The 15,014-nt window shown below is 62.5% G+C and carries 13 protein-coding genes; 7 read left to right on the top strand and 6 right to left on the bottom strand.

The annotated features are described in order from the left end of the window. Positions 1-15 precede the first annotated feature (15 nt). The 4 genes from nuoN to JQ863_RS14115 all read left to right on the top strand — a co-directional run bounded on the left by nuoN (position 16) and on the right by JQ863_RS14115 (position 4,761). Positions 16-1,455, top strand: a complete 1,440-nt coding sequence (nuoN, locus tag JQ863_RS14130; protein ID WP_204114793.1) for an NADH-quinone oxidoreductase subunit NuoN — start codon at positions 16-18, stop codon at positions 1,453-1,455. Between the two features lie 91 nt (positions 1,456-1,546). Next, positions 1,547-2,299: a biotin--[acetyl-CoA-carboxylase] ligase gene (locus JQ863_RS14125; RefSeq protein ID WP_204114792.1), complete on the top strand. Its 753-nt coding sequence runs from the start codon at positions 1,547-1,549 to the stop codon at positions 2,297-2,299. 13 nt (positions 2,300-2,312) lie between these two features. After that, on the top strand, positions 2,313-3,086 hold the full coding sequence (locus tag JQ863_RS14120) for a type III pantothenate kinase (RefSeq protein WP_204114791.1): 774 nt from the start codon (positions 2,313-2,315) through the stop codon (positions 3,084-3,086). Between the two features lie 4 nt (positions 3,087-3,090). Further along, the gene (locus tag JQ863_RS14115; RefSeq protein WP_204114790.1) at positions 3,091-4,761 is read left to right on the top strand and encodes a ribonuclease J; all 1,671 of its coding nucleotides are present in this window, start codon (positions 3,091-3,093) and stop codon (positions 4,759-4,761) included. A 62-nt stretch (positions 4,762-4,823) separates the two neighbouring features. On the opposite strand, the gene JQ863_RS14110 is transcribed toward JQ863_RS14115, so the two are convergent. The 5 genes from JQ863_RS14110 to JQ863_RS14090 form a co-directional block, all read right to left on the bottom strand. Beyond that, positions 4,824-6,278 carry a DEAD/DEAH box helicase gene (locus JQ863_RS14110; RefSeq protein ID WP_204114789.1) on the bottom strand — a complete coding sequence of 485 codons (1,455 nt, stop codon included), beginning with the start codon at positions 6,276-6,278 and terminating at the stop codon, positions 4,824-4,826. A gap of 195 nt (positions 6,279-6,473) precedes the next feature. Continuing rightward, positions 6,474-7,427 (bottom strand): glycosyltransferase family 2 protein, encoded by a 954-nt coding sequence (locus JQ863_RS14105; RefSeq protein WP_204114788.1) that lies wholly within the window; start codon positions 7,425-7,427, stop codon positions 6,474-6,476. Then, entirely contained in the window at positions 7,427-8,188 is a 762-nt protein-coding gene (locus tag JQ863_RS14100; protein WP_204114787.1) for a hypothetical protein, read from the bottom strand. The genes JQ863_RS14105 and JQ863_RS14100 overlap by 1 nt, the downstream gene beginning before the upstream one ends. Before the next feature lie 49 nt (positions 8,189-8,237). Next, complete coding sequence (locus JQ863_RS14095; RefSeq protein WP_204114786.1) at positions 8,238-9,845, bottom strand: peptide chain release factor 3; 1,608 nt, start codon at positions 9,843-9,845, stop codon at positions 8,238-8,240. A 41-nt stretch (positions 9,846-9,886) separates the two neighbouring features. Beyond that, positions 9,887-10,909 (bottom strand): Hint domain-containing protein, encoded by a 1,023-nt coding sequence (locus tag JQ863_RS14090; protein WP_204114785.1) that lies wholly within the window; start codon positions 10,907-10,909, stop codon positions 9,887-9,889. Positions 10,910-11,048: 139 nt separating this feature from the next. Between JQ863_RS14090 and JQ863_RS14085 the strand changes: the two genes are divergently transcribed. The 3 genes from JQ863_RS14085 (at position 11,049) to JQ863_RS14075 (ending at position 14,176) form a co-directional block, all read left to right on the top strand. Next, positions 11,049-11,828, top strand: coding sequence for an SDR family oxidoreductase (locus tag JQ863_RS14085; protein ID WP_204114784.1), 780 nt, complete (start codon positions 11,049-11,051; stop codon positions 11,826-11,828). A gap of 7 nt (positions 11,829-11,835) precedes the next feature. Beyond that, a complete protein-coding gene (locus JQ863_RS14080; RefSeq protein WP_204114783.1) occupies positions 11,836-12,972 on the top strand; it encodes a hypothetical protein in 1,137 nt (378 codons plus the stop codon). 70 nt (positions 12,973-13,042) lie between these two features. Continuing rightward, a complete protein-coding gene (locus JQ863_RS14075; protein WP_204114782.1) occupies positions 13,043-14,176 on the top strand; it encodes an ABC transporter ATP-binding protein in 1,134 nt (377 codons plus the stop codon). Positions 14,177-14,211: 35 nt separating this feature from the next. On the opposite strand, the gene JQ863_RS14070 is transcribed toward JQ863_RS14075, so the two are convergent. Beyond that, complete coding sequence (locus JQ863_RS14070) at positions 14,212-14,877, bottom strand: HTH domain-containing protein (protein ID WP_204114781.1); 666 nt, start codon at positions 14,875-14,877, stop codon at positions 14,212-14,214. Between the last annotated feature and the right edge of the window lie 137 nt (positions 14,878-15,014).

The following is a 15,014-nucleotide window of genomic DNA, read 5'->3' as shown; positions in this document are numbered from 1 at the left end:
CAGGAGCCCTGAAAGATGATCTCTAGTGATCTGAACATCATTCTGCCGGAAATCGTCCTGTCGCTTTACGCGATGACGGCGCTTCTGGTGGCGGTCTATACCGGCAAGGACAAGACCGCACCGATGCTGACCACGCTGACCGCCGCGGTCATGGCCTTGATCGGGATCTGGATCGGCGTCTCGGGGGGCGGCACGGAAACCGCCTTTGGCGGCATGTTCATCGACGACGGTTTCTCGCGTTTTGCCAAGGTGGTGATTCTGTTGTCCGCCGCCGCCGTGCTGATCATGGGGCAGGACTATATGAACCGCCGCGGGCTGTTGCGCTTTGAATACCCGCTGCTGATCGCGCTTTCGGCGGTTGGCATGATGGTCATGGTTTCGGCCGGAGACCTGATGGCGCTTTACATGGGGCTCGAACTGCAATCGCTGTCGCTCTATGTCGTCGCCTCGCTGCGTCGCGACAGTGTGAAATCGACCGAGGCGGGCCTCAAATACTTTGTTCTTGGCGCGCTGTCGTCGGGCATGCTGCTGTTCGGCTCGTCGCTGGTTTACGGCTTTGCCGGCACCACGCTGTTCTCGGGCATCATCCAGGCGGCGGGCGAAGGTCACGTGTCGCTGGGGCTGCTGTTCGGGCTGGTCTTCGTGACCGTGGGTCTGGCGTTCAAGGTTTCGGCCGTGCCGTTCCACATGTGGACACCGGATGTCTACGAAGGGTCGCCCACCCCGGTCACCGCCTTCTTTGCCACCGCGCCGAAAGTGGCGGCGCTGGGTCTGTTTGCCCGCGTGCTGCATGACGCCTTTGGCGGCGTTGTCGGCGACTGGCAGCAGATATTGGCGGCGCTGTCGTTGTTGTCGATGTTCCTTGGCGCGGTTGCCGCCATCGGCCAGACCAATATCAAGCGACTGATGGCCTATTCCTCGATCGCCCATATGGGGTTTGCGCTGATGGGTCTTGCCGCAGGCACCGCATTCGGCGTTCAGGCGATGCTGATTTATGTCACCATCTACGTGGTGATGAATGTCGGCACCTTCGCCTTCATCCTGATGATGGAGAAGGACGGCCAGCCGGTCACCGATATCCGCGCGCTGAACCTTTATTCCAAGGCGGAGCCGGGCAAGGCGCTGGCGATGCTGATCCTGTTGTTCTCGCTGGCCGGTGTGCCGCCGCTGGTCGGGTTCTTCGGCAAGCTTTACGTGTTGCGCGCGGCATATGAATCCGGGCTGGCATGGCTGGCGATTGCCGGTGTGATCGCTTCGGTCATCGGTGCCTTCTACTATCTCCGCATCGTCTACTACATGTATTTCGGTGAAGAAGGCGAAGGGCTGGACAGCGTCAAACGTCCCGTCCTGTCGGTGCTGCTAGCGCTGTCGGCGGCGATCATGCTGGTCGGTGTCGTCAACCTGTTCGGGATCGAGAGCATCGCCCAGGCTGCCGCCGCGACGCTGGTCAACTGATCCTTTCGGACCGCATCAATCGGAAACAGCGCGCCTTCGGGACGCGCTGTTTTCATTTTGAGTATTTGGACAAGAAAGAAGGAAGTGCGGGATGACGGATTGGCCAACGGGATATGACCGCCGTGTGCTGGCCGAGGTTGACAGCACCAATGCCGAGGCCGCGCGGATCGCGCCAACCCTGTCCGGGCCGACCTGGATCCTTGGGCTGCGCCAGACCGCCGGGCGCGGGCGGCGCGGGCGGGCGTGGGCCGATCCGAGCGGCAATTTTGCCGCGACCCTTGTCATACGCCCCGCCGAAAGCCCCGACCAGGTGGCGCTGCGGTCCTTCGTGGCCTCGCTTGCGCTGTTTGACGCCTTTGTGGCCGTGACCGGGCGGGGCGAGGGGTTTTCGCTGAAATGGCCCAATGATGTGTTGCTGAATGGGGGCAAGCTGGCCGGGATCCTGTTGGAAAGCGCAGGGATGGCCGGGGGCGCGGTCAGCCATATCGCTATCGGGATCGGAGTGAACCTGCGCGCGGCCCCGGATATGGGCGAGGTCGAGCCGGGCGCGACCCGGCCCGTGTCGCTGCTGTCGGAAACCGGCGCGGATGTCGACCCGGAGACCTTCCTTGACGCGCTGGCCCCGGCCTATGCCCATTGGGAGGCGCAATTCACCACCTACGGCTTTGCCCCGATCCGCACCGCATGGCTGGCGCGGGCGGCGAAACTGGGCGAGGTCATCACAGCGCGGACGTTGCGCGACCAGACGTCGGGCACCTTTGAAACGGTGGACAGCGCGGGCAATCTGGTGTTGAACACCGCGAAAGGCCGGGTTGCGATCCCGGCGGCCGAGATTTTTTTCTGAAAGGACGCGCGCGATGCTCCTGGCGATTGATTGTGGCAACACCAACACCGTCTTCTCGATCTGGGATGGCGAAAAATTCCTCTGCACGCTGCGCACCTCGACCCACCATGCGCGCACGGCGGATGCCTATTTCACCTGGTTCTCGACCCTGATCAAGCATTACGAGATCGACCTCGACATCTCCGATGTCATCATCTCGTCGACCGTGCCGCGTGTTGTTTTCAACCTGCGTGTCTTTGCCGACCGGTTCTTTGGCTGCCGCCCGCTGGTGGTGGGCAAGCCCGAATGCCTGCTGCCTGCGCAGCCGCGGGTGGACGAGGGCACGATTGTCGGCCCGGACCGGCTGGTCAATGCCGCCGGTGCCTTTGACCGGCATGGCGGCGACCTGATCGTCGTGGATTTCGGCACCGCGACCACCTTTGACGTTGTGGCCCCGGATGGGGCCTATATCGGCGGCGTGATCGCGCCCGGCGTCAACCTGAGCCTCGAAGCCCTGCACATGGCCGCCGCCGCGCTGCCTCATGTCGACATTGCCAAGCCGCAGAAGGTGATCGGCACCAACACGGTGGAATGTATCCAGTCGGGTGTGTTCTGGGGCTATGCCGGCCTGGTGCGCGAGATCTGCGCCCGCATCAAGGCCGAACGTGACCGCGACATGCGGGTGATCGCCACCGGCGGGCTGGCGCCCCTGTTCCAGCAATCGGTTGACCTGTTCGACGTGTTCGAGGACGACCTGACCATGCACGGGCTGACCGTGATCCACGACTACAACAAGAAAAACGGATAAGCCCATGAGCAGCGACCGACTGATCTATCTCCCGCTTGGCGGGGCCGGTGAAATTGGCATGAACGCCTATGTCTATGGCTATGGCGCGCCGGGAAAGGAACGGCTGATCCTTGTCGATCTGGGCGTGACCTTTTCCGATATGGACACCAGCCCCGGGGTCGACCTGATCTTTCCCGACATCAGCTGGCTGGAACAGAACAAGGACCGGCTGGAAGCGATCTTCATCACCCATGGCCATGAGGATCACGTCGGCGCGGTTGGCCACCTGTGGCGGCGTCTTGGTGTGCCGGTCTATGCCCGCGCCTTTACCGCGCGGCTGGCGCGGCACAAGATGGCGGACCGGGGCAATGATGAAAACGAGGTCATCACCGTCTCGCCCTGGCCCGAGGTCATCAAGGCCGGGCCGTTTTCGGTTGGCTTCGCGCCGATCAGCCACTCGATCCCGGAAAGTGCGGGGCTGGTCATCGACACGCCCGCGGGCCGGGTGGTGCATTCGGGCGACTTCAAGCTGGACGAGACACCGATCGTGGGCGAACCGTTCGACCCCGAGATGTGGGCCGATATCGGCAAGGGCGGGGTGCAGGCACTGATCTGTGACTCGACCAACGTGTTCTCGGCGCATCCGGGGCGGTCCGAGGCATCCGTGGGGCCGGCCATCGAGAAACTGGTCAGCGCAGCGCCGAACATGGTGGTGGCGACGACATTTGCCTCGAACGTGGCGCGGGTGAAAACGCTTGCCGAAGCCGGTGAGCGGGCCGGGCGGTCGATCTGCCTTCTGGGGCGTGCGATGCGGCGCATGATCGAGGCGGCGGTGGAAACCGGAATCCTGACCAGTTTCCCCAAGGTGGTCAGCCCGGAAGAGGCGCAAGCCATCCCGCGTGAGAACCTGATGCTGTTGGTCACCGGGTCGCAGGGCGAACGCCGCGCGGCCTCGGCACAGCTGGCGCGGGGCAAGTATAACGGGCTTGAACTGAAGTCGGGCGACCTGTTCCTGTTTTCATCCAAGACCATTCCCGGCAATGAGCGCGGCGTGATCCGCATCATGAACCAACTGTCCGAGATTGGCGTCGACGTGGTGGATGACGACGGTGGCAATTACCACGTATCGGGCCACGCCAACCGGCCTGACCTTGAGCGGCTGCACGACATCCTGAACCCGAAGATCGTGGTTCCGAACCACGGCGAACATCGCCATCTTCGCGAACATGCCAAGCTTGCCAGCGCTGCGGGCCGCGCGTCGGTTGTGGCGGTGAACGGCACGATGGTGGATATCTCGGGTGAGGCGCCGACCGTTGTCGACTACGTCGAAACCGGCCGCACCTATCTTGACGGACAGGTGCAGATCGGCGCGCTGGACGGGATCGTGCGTGACCGCATCCGCATGGCGCTGAACGGCCATGTGGTAGTGACGGTGGTTCTGGATGAGGATGACGAGCCCCTCGGCGACGCCTGGTGCGAACTGAAAGGTCTGCCCGAGATCGGCAGCAGCAACGCCGCCTTGATCGAGGTGCTGGAAGAGGACCTGACCCAGTTCCTGGGCCGCGCCAAACCCAAGACGCTGCGTGACGACGACCGGCTTGAGGAAGAGTTGCGCCGCATTGCCCGCAACAGCTGTAACAGCGAGATCGGCAAGAAACCCGAGGTCACGGTGATCGTCAGCCGGTTGAGCGAATAACGCTTGAGAAAACGAAAAAAGGGGCCGCCTGGCCCCTTCTTTTTTGCCGCTGCGTTCGCCGTTTACTCGGCGTGGCGTTCTTCAAAGCTCATCGCGATGAAGCTGGGCATGTGGTCACCCATGCCGACGACCTTGTCGTCGTCGCGGCGGCTGCGGCTGGACCGCGACCGGCTGCTGCGCGACGAGGACGACTTGCTGCCGCTGTCGCGCGTGTCGGACTTGGCGGCGTCTGCCTTGGTCTGCGTTTGGGTCTGCGAATTGTCGTCCCGCGTGTCGTCTTTCTTGCTGCGCGAAGACGATGACCTGGACGACGATTTCGACGCGCTAGACGATTTGGACGCGGTCGATTTCTCAGCAGATTTGGCCGACGGCACCGGGCTTTCGACGCGCGTGATTTCCTTCTGGATCAGCTTTTCGACGGCATCAAACGCCTTTTCATCGCGCGGGGTGCAGATGGTATAAGCCTTGCCTTCACGTCCCGCGCGACCGGTCCGGCCGATGCGGTGGACATAGTCCTCGGGGTGGCCGGGCACGTCGAAATTGAACACGTGGCTGACCGAGGGGATATCCAGACCGCGTGCGGCAACGTCCGACGCCACCAAGAGCTGCAATTCGTTGTTGCGGAAGGCATCCAGCGTTTTCATGCGCTGCGACTGGTCCAGATCGCCATGGATCGGCGCGGCGTTATAGCCGTATTTCTTCAGCGATTTCGCGGTGATATCCACATCCGTCTTGCGGTTGCAGAAGATGATCGCGTTGGTGCATTTCTCACCCTCGGCGTCGATCAGTCCACGCAGAACCTTGCGCTTTTCGCTGCCTTCGCGGTCACGCCGCGAGGCTTTGAACATCACAACGCCCTGTTCGATGGTCTCGGACGCGGTGGCCTGACGCGCAACCTCGATCCGCGCAGGCGCAGACAGGAAGGTGTTGGTGATACGTTCGATCTCGGGCGCCATGGTTGCCGAGAAGAACAGCGTCTGGCGGGTAAACGGCGTGAGCGAGAAGATGCGTTCGATATCGGGGATGAACCCCATGTCCAGCATGCGGTCGGCTTCGTCCACCACCATGACCTTCACGCCGGTCAGCAACAGCTTGCCGCGCTCGAAATGGTCCAGAAGGCGACCGGGCGTGGCGATCAGAACGTCGACGCCACGGTCGATCAGTTGATCCTGCTCCTTGAAGCTGACCCCGCCGATCAACAGCGCCTTGGTCAGTTTCAGATGCTTGGTATAGGTATCGAAATTCTCTGCCACCTGCGCCGCCAGCTCACGGGTTGGGCACAGAACAAGGCTGCGCGGCATACGTGCGCGGGCGCGGCCCCGGGACAGCAGCGTGATCATCGGTAGCACGAAGCTGGCGGTTTTGCCGGTGCCGGTCTGGGCAATCCCGAGGACATCGCGCCCTTCAAGAGCGGGGGGAATCGCGCCTGCCTGAATCGGTGTAGGAGTTTCGTAGCCAGCTTCGCTGACAGCTTTGAGGACCTTTGGGTTAAGGTTCAGATCGGTGAACTTTGTCATATGTATCCGTGGTTTACGGACACGCGCGGCCCGTAGCGTCTGGTATGGATCGGGTCCGGTTGACCCCGCGTTTGTCGCCATGTCTGATCCACGGGGCGAGGCATAGCCCAAAGCCGCCATTCGGTCAATGAATTCAGGGTTTTCCACCATTGACCGGGGTGTTCACCCGCCAATTGTTGCCGATTTCCGACCAATTCAGCGGATTTCGGGAAATTGTTTTGCGCGCTTTTCATCCAAGTGCAAAGAATGCCGGACCAGCAGCCCGCGCGAGTCGAGTCGCGCGATCAATCCGGGGCTGGCGACACAGACCTCGTCGAAAAAGGCCCGCAGCCCGGCTTCGCCCTCTTCCGTTTCGAGCATCGCAAAAAGATCATGCAGTGACAGCCCTCCGGCCGTTTCCGGCACGGCGGATTTCAGCTCGGCGCGATAGGACCCCTTGTCGTGACGATAGCGGTAGTGGCGCAGCCAGTGGTCCCAGCTTGTCATGTGCATGTGCAACAGGGTGACGGAGGGCAATTCGCATTGATTGGGGTTTTCGGTGTCACCCTGAAAGACATTGTGGATACGGAAGGTGCAGTCGGTCAGCCCGGTGCGCACGAAGTATTTGCCGGCAACATGGCTGAGAAACCCGCCTTTCACGTAGGTTCCGAAAGTCGGGTAAAGCGCCTGCACGGTGTCCAGCCGCTTGCCATTCGGGGGGACATAGCCCTTGAACAGGGTCTCGCCGGGGGCAGGGGGCGCAGCGGGGTCGGGGGCCAGCGCCTCGGCCGGGCGCATACGGGCGACCCAGCGGTCACCGGGCAGGGCGGACAGCGCGTCGTCCACCGTGGTTTCCGGGGCCAGAAACTCGTCCACGTCGATGTGACACAGCCAGTCGAGCCCCTGAAGCGAGGCATAGGCATGACCCATGTTGGCACCCTGGCGAACCTGGTGCTTGGCCGGGCGCTTGCCGCGCAACCCCTGCCAATAGGCCTGATCGGTGCGGATGACCGAGACGCGCGGATGGGCCGACAGCGCAGCCTGAGCATCATCATTGCGCTCATCCAGATAGATGCGGATATGCGCGGCCCCAAGGTCGAGGTGATAGGCGGCGAAGCGTAGGATATCTTCGACATCGGCCTTGATTGTCGACACCACGCCCCAGCGCATCACGCCTCACCCTTGTCACGGGCGCGGTCCTCGCGCATCAGTTTCAGTCGCCGGAACAGACCCCCCGGTTCCCGGTTCAGGCTGTCCAGCAGGTGATCGGTCAGCGGCGCGATGATCACGTCCTGTTTCGCCAATTGCCAGACCGGGGCCAGCAGGTTGACATCCAAACCACCCGATTTCAGCGAATACTGCTCCATCTCCAGCGGCAGCGGGGCCGTTTGGCGGGTGTCATAGGGCCATTGCTGGTCGGCGGTCTTGCCGCTGCGCATGCGTTCCCATTCATAAAGCTTCATCAGGCCGAACAGCATCCGCAGGGCCTGACCGACCTGCCGCTGAATATCGGTCGCGCCGTGGTCGGCAAATGTCATGATCGACGACACTTTCCAGCGAAGATCAAGCGCCTCGATCAGGTGCGGCGACTGCTCGGCCCAGAGGCGCACGAAAAGGGCGGGGGCATCGACGGGGAAGGTCTCGCGCCGTAGGTTGGCGATCAGCATCGCGTTCAGATAGGCGAGTTCGGAATTGCCGACGAACTCCTTGGCGATCTCGCGCCGCTTGCGCGTCCACGAGGCCATTTTCTTCGGCTCGCCCTCGCGCCGCGCGGTCGCCGCCTCGGGCACAATGCGCCGCGTCAGCGGTTCCAGCGGCGTGTCGAGGTCGGGAAGCGATTCCCTATAGAATTCAAACCCTTCCCGGCGAGAGTTATAGCGGTCCCAAAGGGCATTAAATCCGCCGGGATAGGTTTCGTCTTGCGCACTCATGCGGTGACAATTGCACGGGTGTTTTCGCGGTGCAATTGCCGGTTGAGGCTCAGACCATCATTTCCTTGGTCGCGGTCAGCTTGATGTCCGGGTAATCGCGCTCGACCCGGTCGATATCCCACTGCAGACGGGTCAGGTAAACGACGTCGCCATCGTGGTCATAGCTGATGTGCTGCTTGTTGGATTGGGAAAATTTTTCAACGGCTTGACGGTCGCCGTTCACCCAGCGGGCCGAGGTGAACTGGGATTGTTCGAACCGCACCGGCAGGCCGTATTCCATTTCGATCCGGCTGGCCAGAACCTCGAATTGCAGCGCGCCGACGACGCCGACGATAAAGCCCGAGCCGATCATCGGCTTGAAGACCTTGGCGGCCCCTTCCTCGGCAAATTGCATCAGCGCCTTTTCGAGGTGCTTGGCCTTGAGCGGGTCCCCGGCGCGCACGCCCTGCAACAGTTCCGGCGCGAAGGACGGAATGCCGGTGACGCGCAGCGCCTCGCCTTCTGTCAGCGTGTCGCCGATGCGCAGCTGTCCGTGGTTCGGGATGCCGATGATGTCGCCGGCCCAGCCTTCTTCGGCCAGTTCGCGGTCCGAGGCAAGGAACAGAACCGGGTTCGAGATCGCCATTGGCTTTTTCGAGCGCACATGGGTCAGCTTCATCCCGCGCTTGAAATGGCCCGAGGCCAGGCGGACAAAGGCGACCCGGTCGCGGTGCTTGGGGTCCATGTTCGCCTGAACCTTGAAGACAAAGCCGGAAACCTTTGTTTCGTCGGGAGAAATCTGTCGCGGTTCGGCGCTTTGTGGTTGCGGCTCGGGGCCGAATTTGCCGATTCCGTTCATCAGTTCCTTGACCCCGAACGAGTTGATCGCAGAGCCGAACCAGATCGGGGTCATATGCCCCTCAAGCACCGATTGCGGGTCAAGAGCGGGCAAAAGTTCGCGCGCCATCTCGACCTCTTCGACCAGTTTCTCCAACAGATGTGCGGGCACGTGTTCGGCCAGTTTCGGATCGTCCAGACCGTCGATGGCGATGGTCTCGGCGACCACGTTGCGGTCGGCGCGGTCCATCAGTTCCAGCCGGTCGCGCAAGAGGTCATAACAGCCCAGGAATTCGCGGCCCATGCCGATGGGCCAGCTTGCGGGCGTCACGTCGATGGCAAGGTTTTCCTGGATCTCGTCGATGATGTCGAACGTGTCGCGGCTTTCGCGGTCCATCTTGTTACAGAAGGTCAGGATCGGCAGATCGCGCAGGCGGCAGACCTCGAACAGTTTCTGGGTCTGACTTTCCACGCCTTTCGCGCCGTCGATCACCATGACGGCGGCGTCCACCGCGGTCAGCGTGCGATAGGTGTCTTCGGAAAAATCGCTGTGGCCGGGCGTGTCGACAAGGTTGAAGCGAAACTCGCCGAAATCAAAGGACATGGCCGAGGCCGAGACCGAAATGCCCCGGTCCTTTTCCATCTGCATGAAGTCCGAGCGCGTGCGCCGGGCCTCGCCTTTGGCGCGCACCTGTCCAGCCATCTGGATGGCGCCGCCAAACAGAAGGAATTTCTCGGTCAGCGTGGTCTTCCCCGCGTCCGGGTGCGAAATGATCGCAAAAGTCCGGCGGCGCGCGATTTCAGGCGGCAGGGCGGGGCGGTTTGTGCTCGTGTCCAACATGGCCGGGCGTATATCCGTGGCGCGGGATCAGAGCAAGAGGATCAGCGCGAGGAGGCACGCCGCAGAAGGGCGGCGATGTCGGGATGTTTCAACAGGTCCTCATGCACATCCAGCGCGCGGGCGCTTGACGACAGGCCCGACCGTTCCGATGGGGCGACCTGGTCCTCTAGGTCACCGGGCAGGACGGGACGGGTGCGGGTGTCAACCATCATGGTTTCGGCCGAAATACCTTCGGCAAAGATGATCTGATGTCGGTCGAACAAGAGCTGATAATACTCGACGAACCCGCCTTCCTGCACATGCACCGTGTCGCCGTTCACAAGATGGCGCGCCTTGACCAGAAGCTCGGCGCGGCCCGCGCCGATCTTGTCGTGGCGCTGGTAGATGAACAGGCGGTGGTCGGGGCTGACGATCAGGTCATGGGCGTTGTTCAGCGTATCCTTGGTGATGACAATCGGCGCGAACTCTCCATAGGCGCGGACGGTGTTGTGACCGATCCAGCGGATTTCCTGCGGGCCGTCATCGCGGGTCAGGACACGGTCGCCGACCTGCAATTCTTCAACCGGGATCTGTTCTCCGGTGGCCGAGGTGATGCGTGTACCGCGTGTGAAGCTGACACAGGCCAGCATCGCCAGTTTGCGGCGGGCGTCCTTGGTGGACACACCGACAAGCGAATAGGGCGTCTTGGCGCTGAGCGGGGCCAGAGGCACGGCAAAGATCTGGGCGACATGGCCGTCGCCGTCGACCTCGACCAGTACGAGGATCTCGATCGTGGTGCCGTTCGGTGGCATCAGCGTCACGACGCAGTCGGCATGCAGCACCGCACCGGGCGTACCGATCCGTGACTTGGGTGCTACCGAGAGGGCGCCTCCCTCGCCGACGCTGGCGACAAGCCGCTCCACCCGGGCCGAATGTGCCAGCTCATAGACGTCATCCGGCACCAGTTCGGCGGCAAAGGACAGGCCATCGCCAAGGTTGGCCCCATTGACGACGCGGAAATCTTCCGCATGGTACACGGGCAAACTTTGTGTCGGCAGCGACGGTTGATGCGGAGCGTCTTGCATCTTGGGGTAGGTCCTTGGCTTTATGGGGCGCGCCCTTCTTGACGCGCGAATGTGGCATCACGGGGTCGGCTGATCGGCATTTTACTGGCTTGAGTCCTGTTTGGGAATCTTGAGTGGCTTATGGAACAGGGAAAACACAATGGATCTGGGCATCAAGGGAAAACGCGCGCTGGTATGCGCTTCGTCAAAGGGGTTGGGGCTGGGCTGCGCCGAGGCATTGGCCGAGGCCGGCGTCGATCTGGTGATGAACGCGCGCGGGGCCGAAGCGCTTGAGGCGTCGGCACAGGATATCCGCGACAGTTTCGGCGTCGACGTGGTGACCGTGGCGGCGGATGTCGCAACGCCGGACGGACAAAAGGCGGTTCTGGACGCGGCACAGGGCGTCGACATCCTTGTCACCAACGCGGGCGGCCCGCCTCCGGGCATGTGGACCGACTGGGACCGCGAGGATTTCATCAAGGCCTTGGACGCCAATATGCTGGCGCCGATTGCGCTGATGAAAGCGCTGCTGCCGGGCATGATGGACAGGGGCTGGGGCCGGGTGGTCAATATTACATCCGTGTCGGTCAAGTCGCCGATCCCGGTTCTGGGCCTGTCGAACTCGGCCCGCGCGGGGCTGACGGGCTATGTCGCGGGCACCTCAAGGCAGGTCGCTCCGCATGGCGTCACCATCAACAACCTGCAACCGGGCATCCATGCCACCGACCGCGCCGATGCGCTGGACAAGGGCGCGGCGGCGGCGGGTGGTATCTCGCTTGACGAGGCCAAGGCGCAGCGCGAACAGACGATCCCGGCGCGGCGCTATGGCACCCGGCAAGAGTTCGGCCAGACCTGCGCCTTCATGTGCAGCCAGTATGCGGGTTTTATGGTCGGGCAGAACATCCTTCTGGATGGCGGCGCCGTGAACACGACGATGTAAGCGGCATATGGCGCGCAACACCAACGGTACGGGCTTTTCGCTGAAGGACGAATTGTTCAATGACCAGAGCCTTGGCGTCCTTGCGGCAGAATATGCCGCGGGGGTGCCGGGGTTTGACGCCGATGCCTTCCTTGCCACGGTCCTGCCGGGGCTGGAACCGCGTGGGTTGCTGGAGCGGCTCGACTGGATCGCGGATTGTATCGAGGCGCAATTATCGCCTGATTTCAACGTGATGGCGGATCAGCTTGACGCGGCGATGCCGCCGATACTGAACCCCGAGAAGCGCGATGACGATTTTGGGCGCTTCATCCACGCTGTCCCCGGCATCCTTGCCGTGCGCCACGGGCTTGAACACCACCGCGACCGTGCGCTGGACCTGATCCACGCCGCCACGAAACGCTTTTCGATGGAGTTCTATATCCGCCCCTTCCTGAACCGCTGGCCGGAGCAGACGCTGGCGCGGCTTGACCAATGGGCGGGGGATGAGAATTACCATGTCCGGCGGCTGGTCAGCGAAGGCACGCGGCCGAAACTGCCATGGGCCAGGAACATCGACCTTGATCCACTGGTGCCATTGCGGTTCCTCGACCGGCTGCACGCCGACCCGACGCGCTATGTCACCCGGTCCGTGGCCAATCACATGAACGATATCGCCAAGATCGCACCGGATGTGGTGACGTCGCGATTGACCGACTGGCAGGGCGCGGCGCGGCAGGAGCAAAAGGAATTGGACTGGATCACCCGGCACAGCCTGCGCACGCTGGTGAAACAGGGGGACAGTGCGGCCTTGTCGCTGCTGGGATACCGGACGGATGCGCCGGTCTCGGTCGAGGGGCTGCGTATCGACGGGCAGCCGCGCATTGGCGATGCGCTGTCGTTTTCGATGACATTGACATCGACAGAAAAGGCGCCGGTTCTGGTGGACTACCGGCTGCGGTTTCACCGCCCGTCGGGACGGCCATCGGAAAAGGTGTTCAAGCTGAAACAGGGGCAGGTCGGACCCGGCGCGCCGCTGACCCTGACCAAGCGCCACCCGCTGAAAGGCAATGCCTCGACCTTCACCTTGTACCCCGGCCCGCATGTGCTGACGGTGCAGGTCAACGGACGTGACGTGGCAGAGCAGACATTCGACCTGATCGACTGACCTGATCGACGCGGGGCAGGGCTGAGGGTTGCCCGTTCCGGGGGCGGCTGGTAAGGGTCGGCAAAACCCGATGTTTTTCATCGGAAACGTCAAGAGGCCGACCCCCGTGCAGGACATCCCGCCCCGTCTTGAGATTCGCAACCTGAAGCGCCGGTTCGGGAACCGCATGGTTGTCGATGACGTGTCGCTGACGATCATGCCGGGGCAGGTGACCTGCCTTCTGGGGCCCTCTGGCTGTGGCAAGTCGACGACGCTGCGCATGATCGCCGGGGTCGATATGCAGGATTCCGGCGAGATTTATGTCGATGGCAAATTGATCTGCGACACGGTCTTCCGCATCCCTCCCGAACGCCGCCAGATCGGGCTGATGTTCCAGGATTTTGCGCTGTTTCCGCATCTCAGCGTCGCCGACAACGTTGCCTTTGGCCTGACCGGGGCGGACAAGGTCACCAAGCGCGCCCGGGTTGAGGAACTGTTGGAGAAGGTCGGGCTGCTCTGGGCCATCGACGATTTTCCCTATGTGCTGTCAGGGGGCGAACAGCAGCGCGTCGCGCTGGCCCGCGCCCTTGCGCCGCGCCCGCGTATCATGTTGATGGATGAACCTTTCTCGGGTCTCGACAACCGGCTGCGCGATGAAATTCGCGATCAGACGCTGGCGCTTCTGAAGGAAGAGGACACCGCCGTCATGCTGGTCACGCATGAGCCGGAAGAGGCGCTGCGCATGGCGGACGAGATCGCACTTATGCGCAATGGCAAGATCGTCCAGCAGGGCGCGCCCTATAACATCTACAACGCCCCCGTCGACCGCGAGGCGATGGGGTTCTTTTCGGATATCAACATCATCTGCGGCACCAGCCACGGCGCGCTGACCGAAACTCCGTTCGGGCAGTTCCTGACACCGGGGGTGGCCGATGGCGCGGACGTCGAGATCGTGATCCGGCCGCAGCATTTGCATCTGGATTTCGACCGGGGCGGGCTTCAGCCGTCGCCCTCGATCAGCCACGGCAGCGCGGCGCGCGGAACGGTGCGGCGGGCACGGTTCATGGGCACCGAAAGCCTTGTCGAGTTGGAAATGGAACATGACGGCACGGTCCTGAAATCCACCGTGCCCAATGTGTTTTTGCCCAAAGAGGGCACGCCGTTCTGGGTCACCATCCGTCGGGACCGCTGTTTCGTGTTCCCAGCCAAGGACAAAACTGCCTAGACCATTTTGCAGAATTGGGAAGCTTCCTGAAAATTCTAGGTGTTGGCGCGGGATTCGAAGTCTTCCAGCCGTTTTCCGGGTTCATCGACAAACAGACCGGGCAGCGGCGCGGTGTTTTCGATCTGATCGACCCGCAGGCTGACGAAATCCTCTGAGGTCTCGCTCCAGACAAGGCAGGTCCAGACCCGTCCCCAGTAATCAAGCTTGAGCGGCCGGACGGTCACTTCGTCTCCGCCTTGCAGCCAAAGGCGCAGCTTTTGCCGGTTGCGGATCGCGCCGCGCAGGGTGGTGAGGTGCCGGAACGCATTGGCGGCATCGGCAAAGGGATAGACCGCGAAACCAAAGCTTTTCGGCGCGCCGTGTCGATCCTCGGGCAGGACCGCGTCGATCTTGGCCGACAGGCTGCGGGCGGCTGATTTCAACGCATCATCCTGCGCCTGCCCGACCGCCGCCAGACCCAGATGCAGCGCCTCAAGCTCGGTTTCGGTCAAGTTCAGGGGCGGCAGGGTGATCGCGGCCAAAGCCGAGTATCCGCGCCCGCGCTCGCCCTCGATCGGGATGCCGCTGGCGGCGAGCGTGTCCATATCGCGATAAATGGTGCGGATCGAGACGCCCAGCCGGGCCGCCATGTCCTCGGCCCGGTGCAGTTTGCCGTCCTTCAGAACCTCGATCAGCGCATAAAGCCGGTCGCTTCGTTTCACGGGTGATTCTCTCCTGTTTGAACCCCTATACTGACAAAAACCTGTCAACTGACAACCTGCTGACAAAATGGACCGAAAAAACCCGTGCAAAACCGGGTGAAACGCGCCGGGCGCGGTGCTTTGCCGCTTTTCCATGA

The organism is Shimia biformata, assembly GCF_016888515.1.
GTDB classification, from domain to species: domain Bacteria; phylum Pseudomonadota; class Alphaproteobacteria; order Rhodobacterales; family Rhodobacteraceae; genus Shimia_A; species Shimia_A biformata.
The sequence above is the reverse complement of the archived record's forward strand: the minus strand, read 5'-3'. Positions and strand labels throughout refer to the sequence as shown.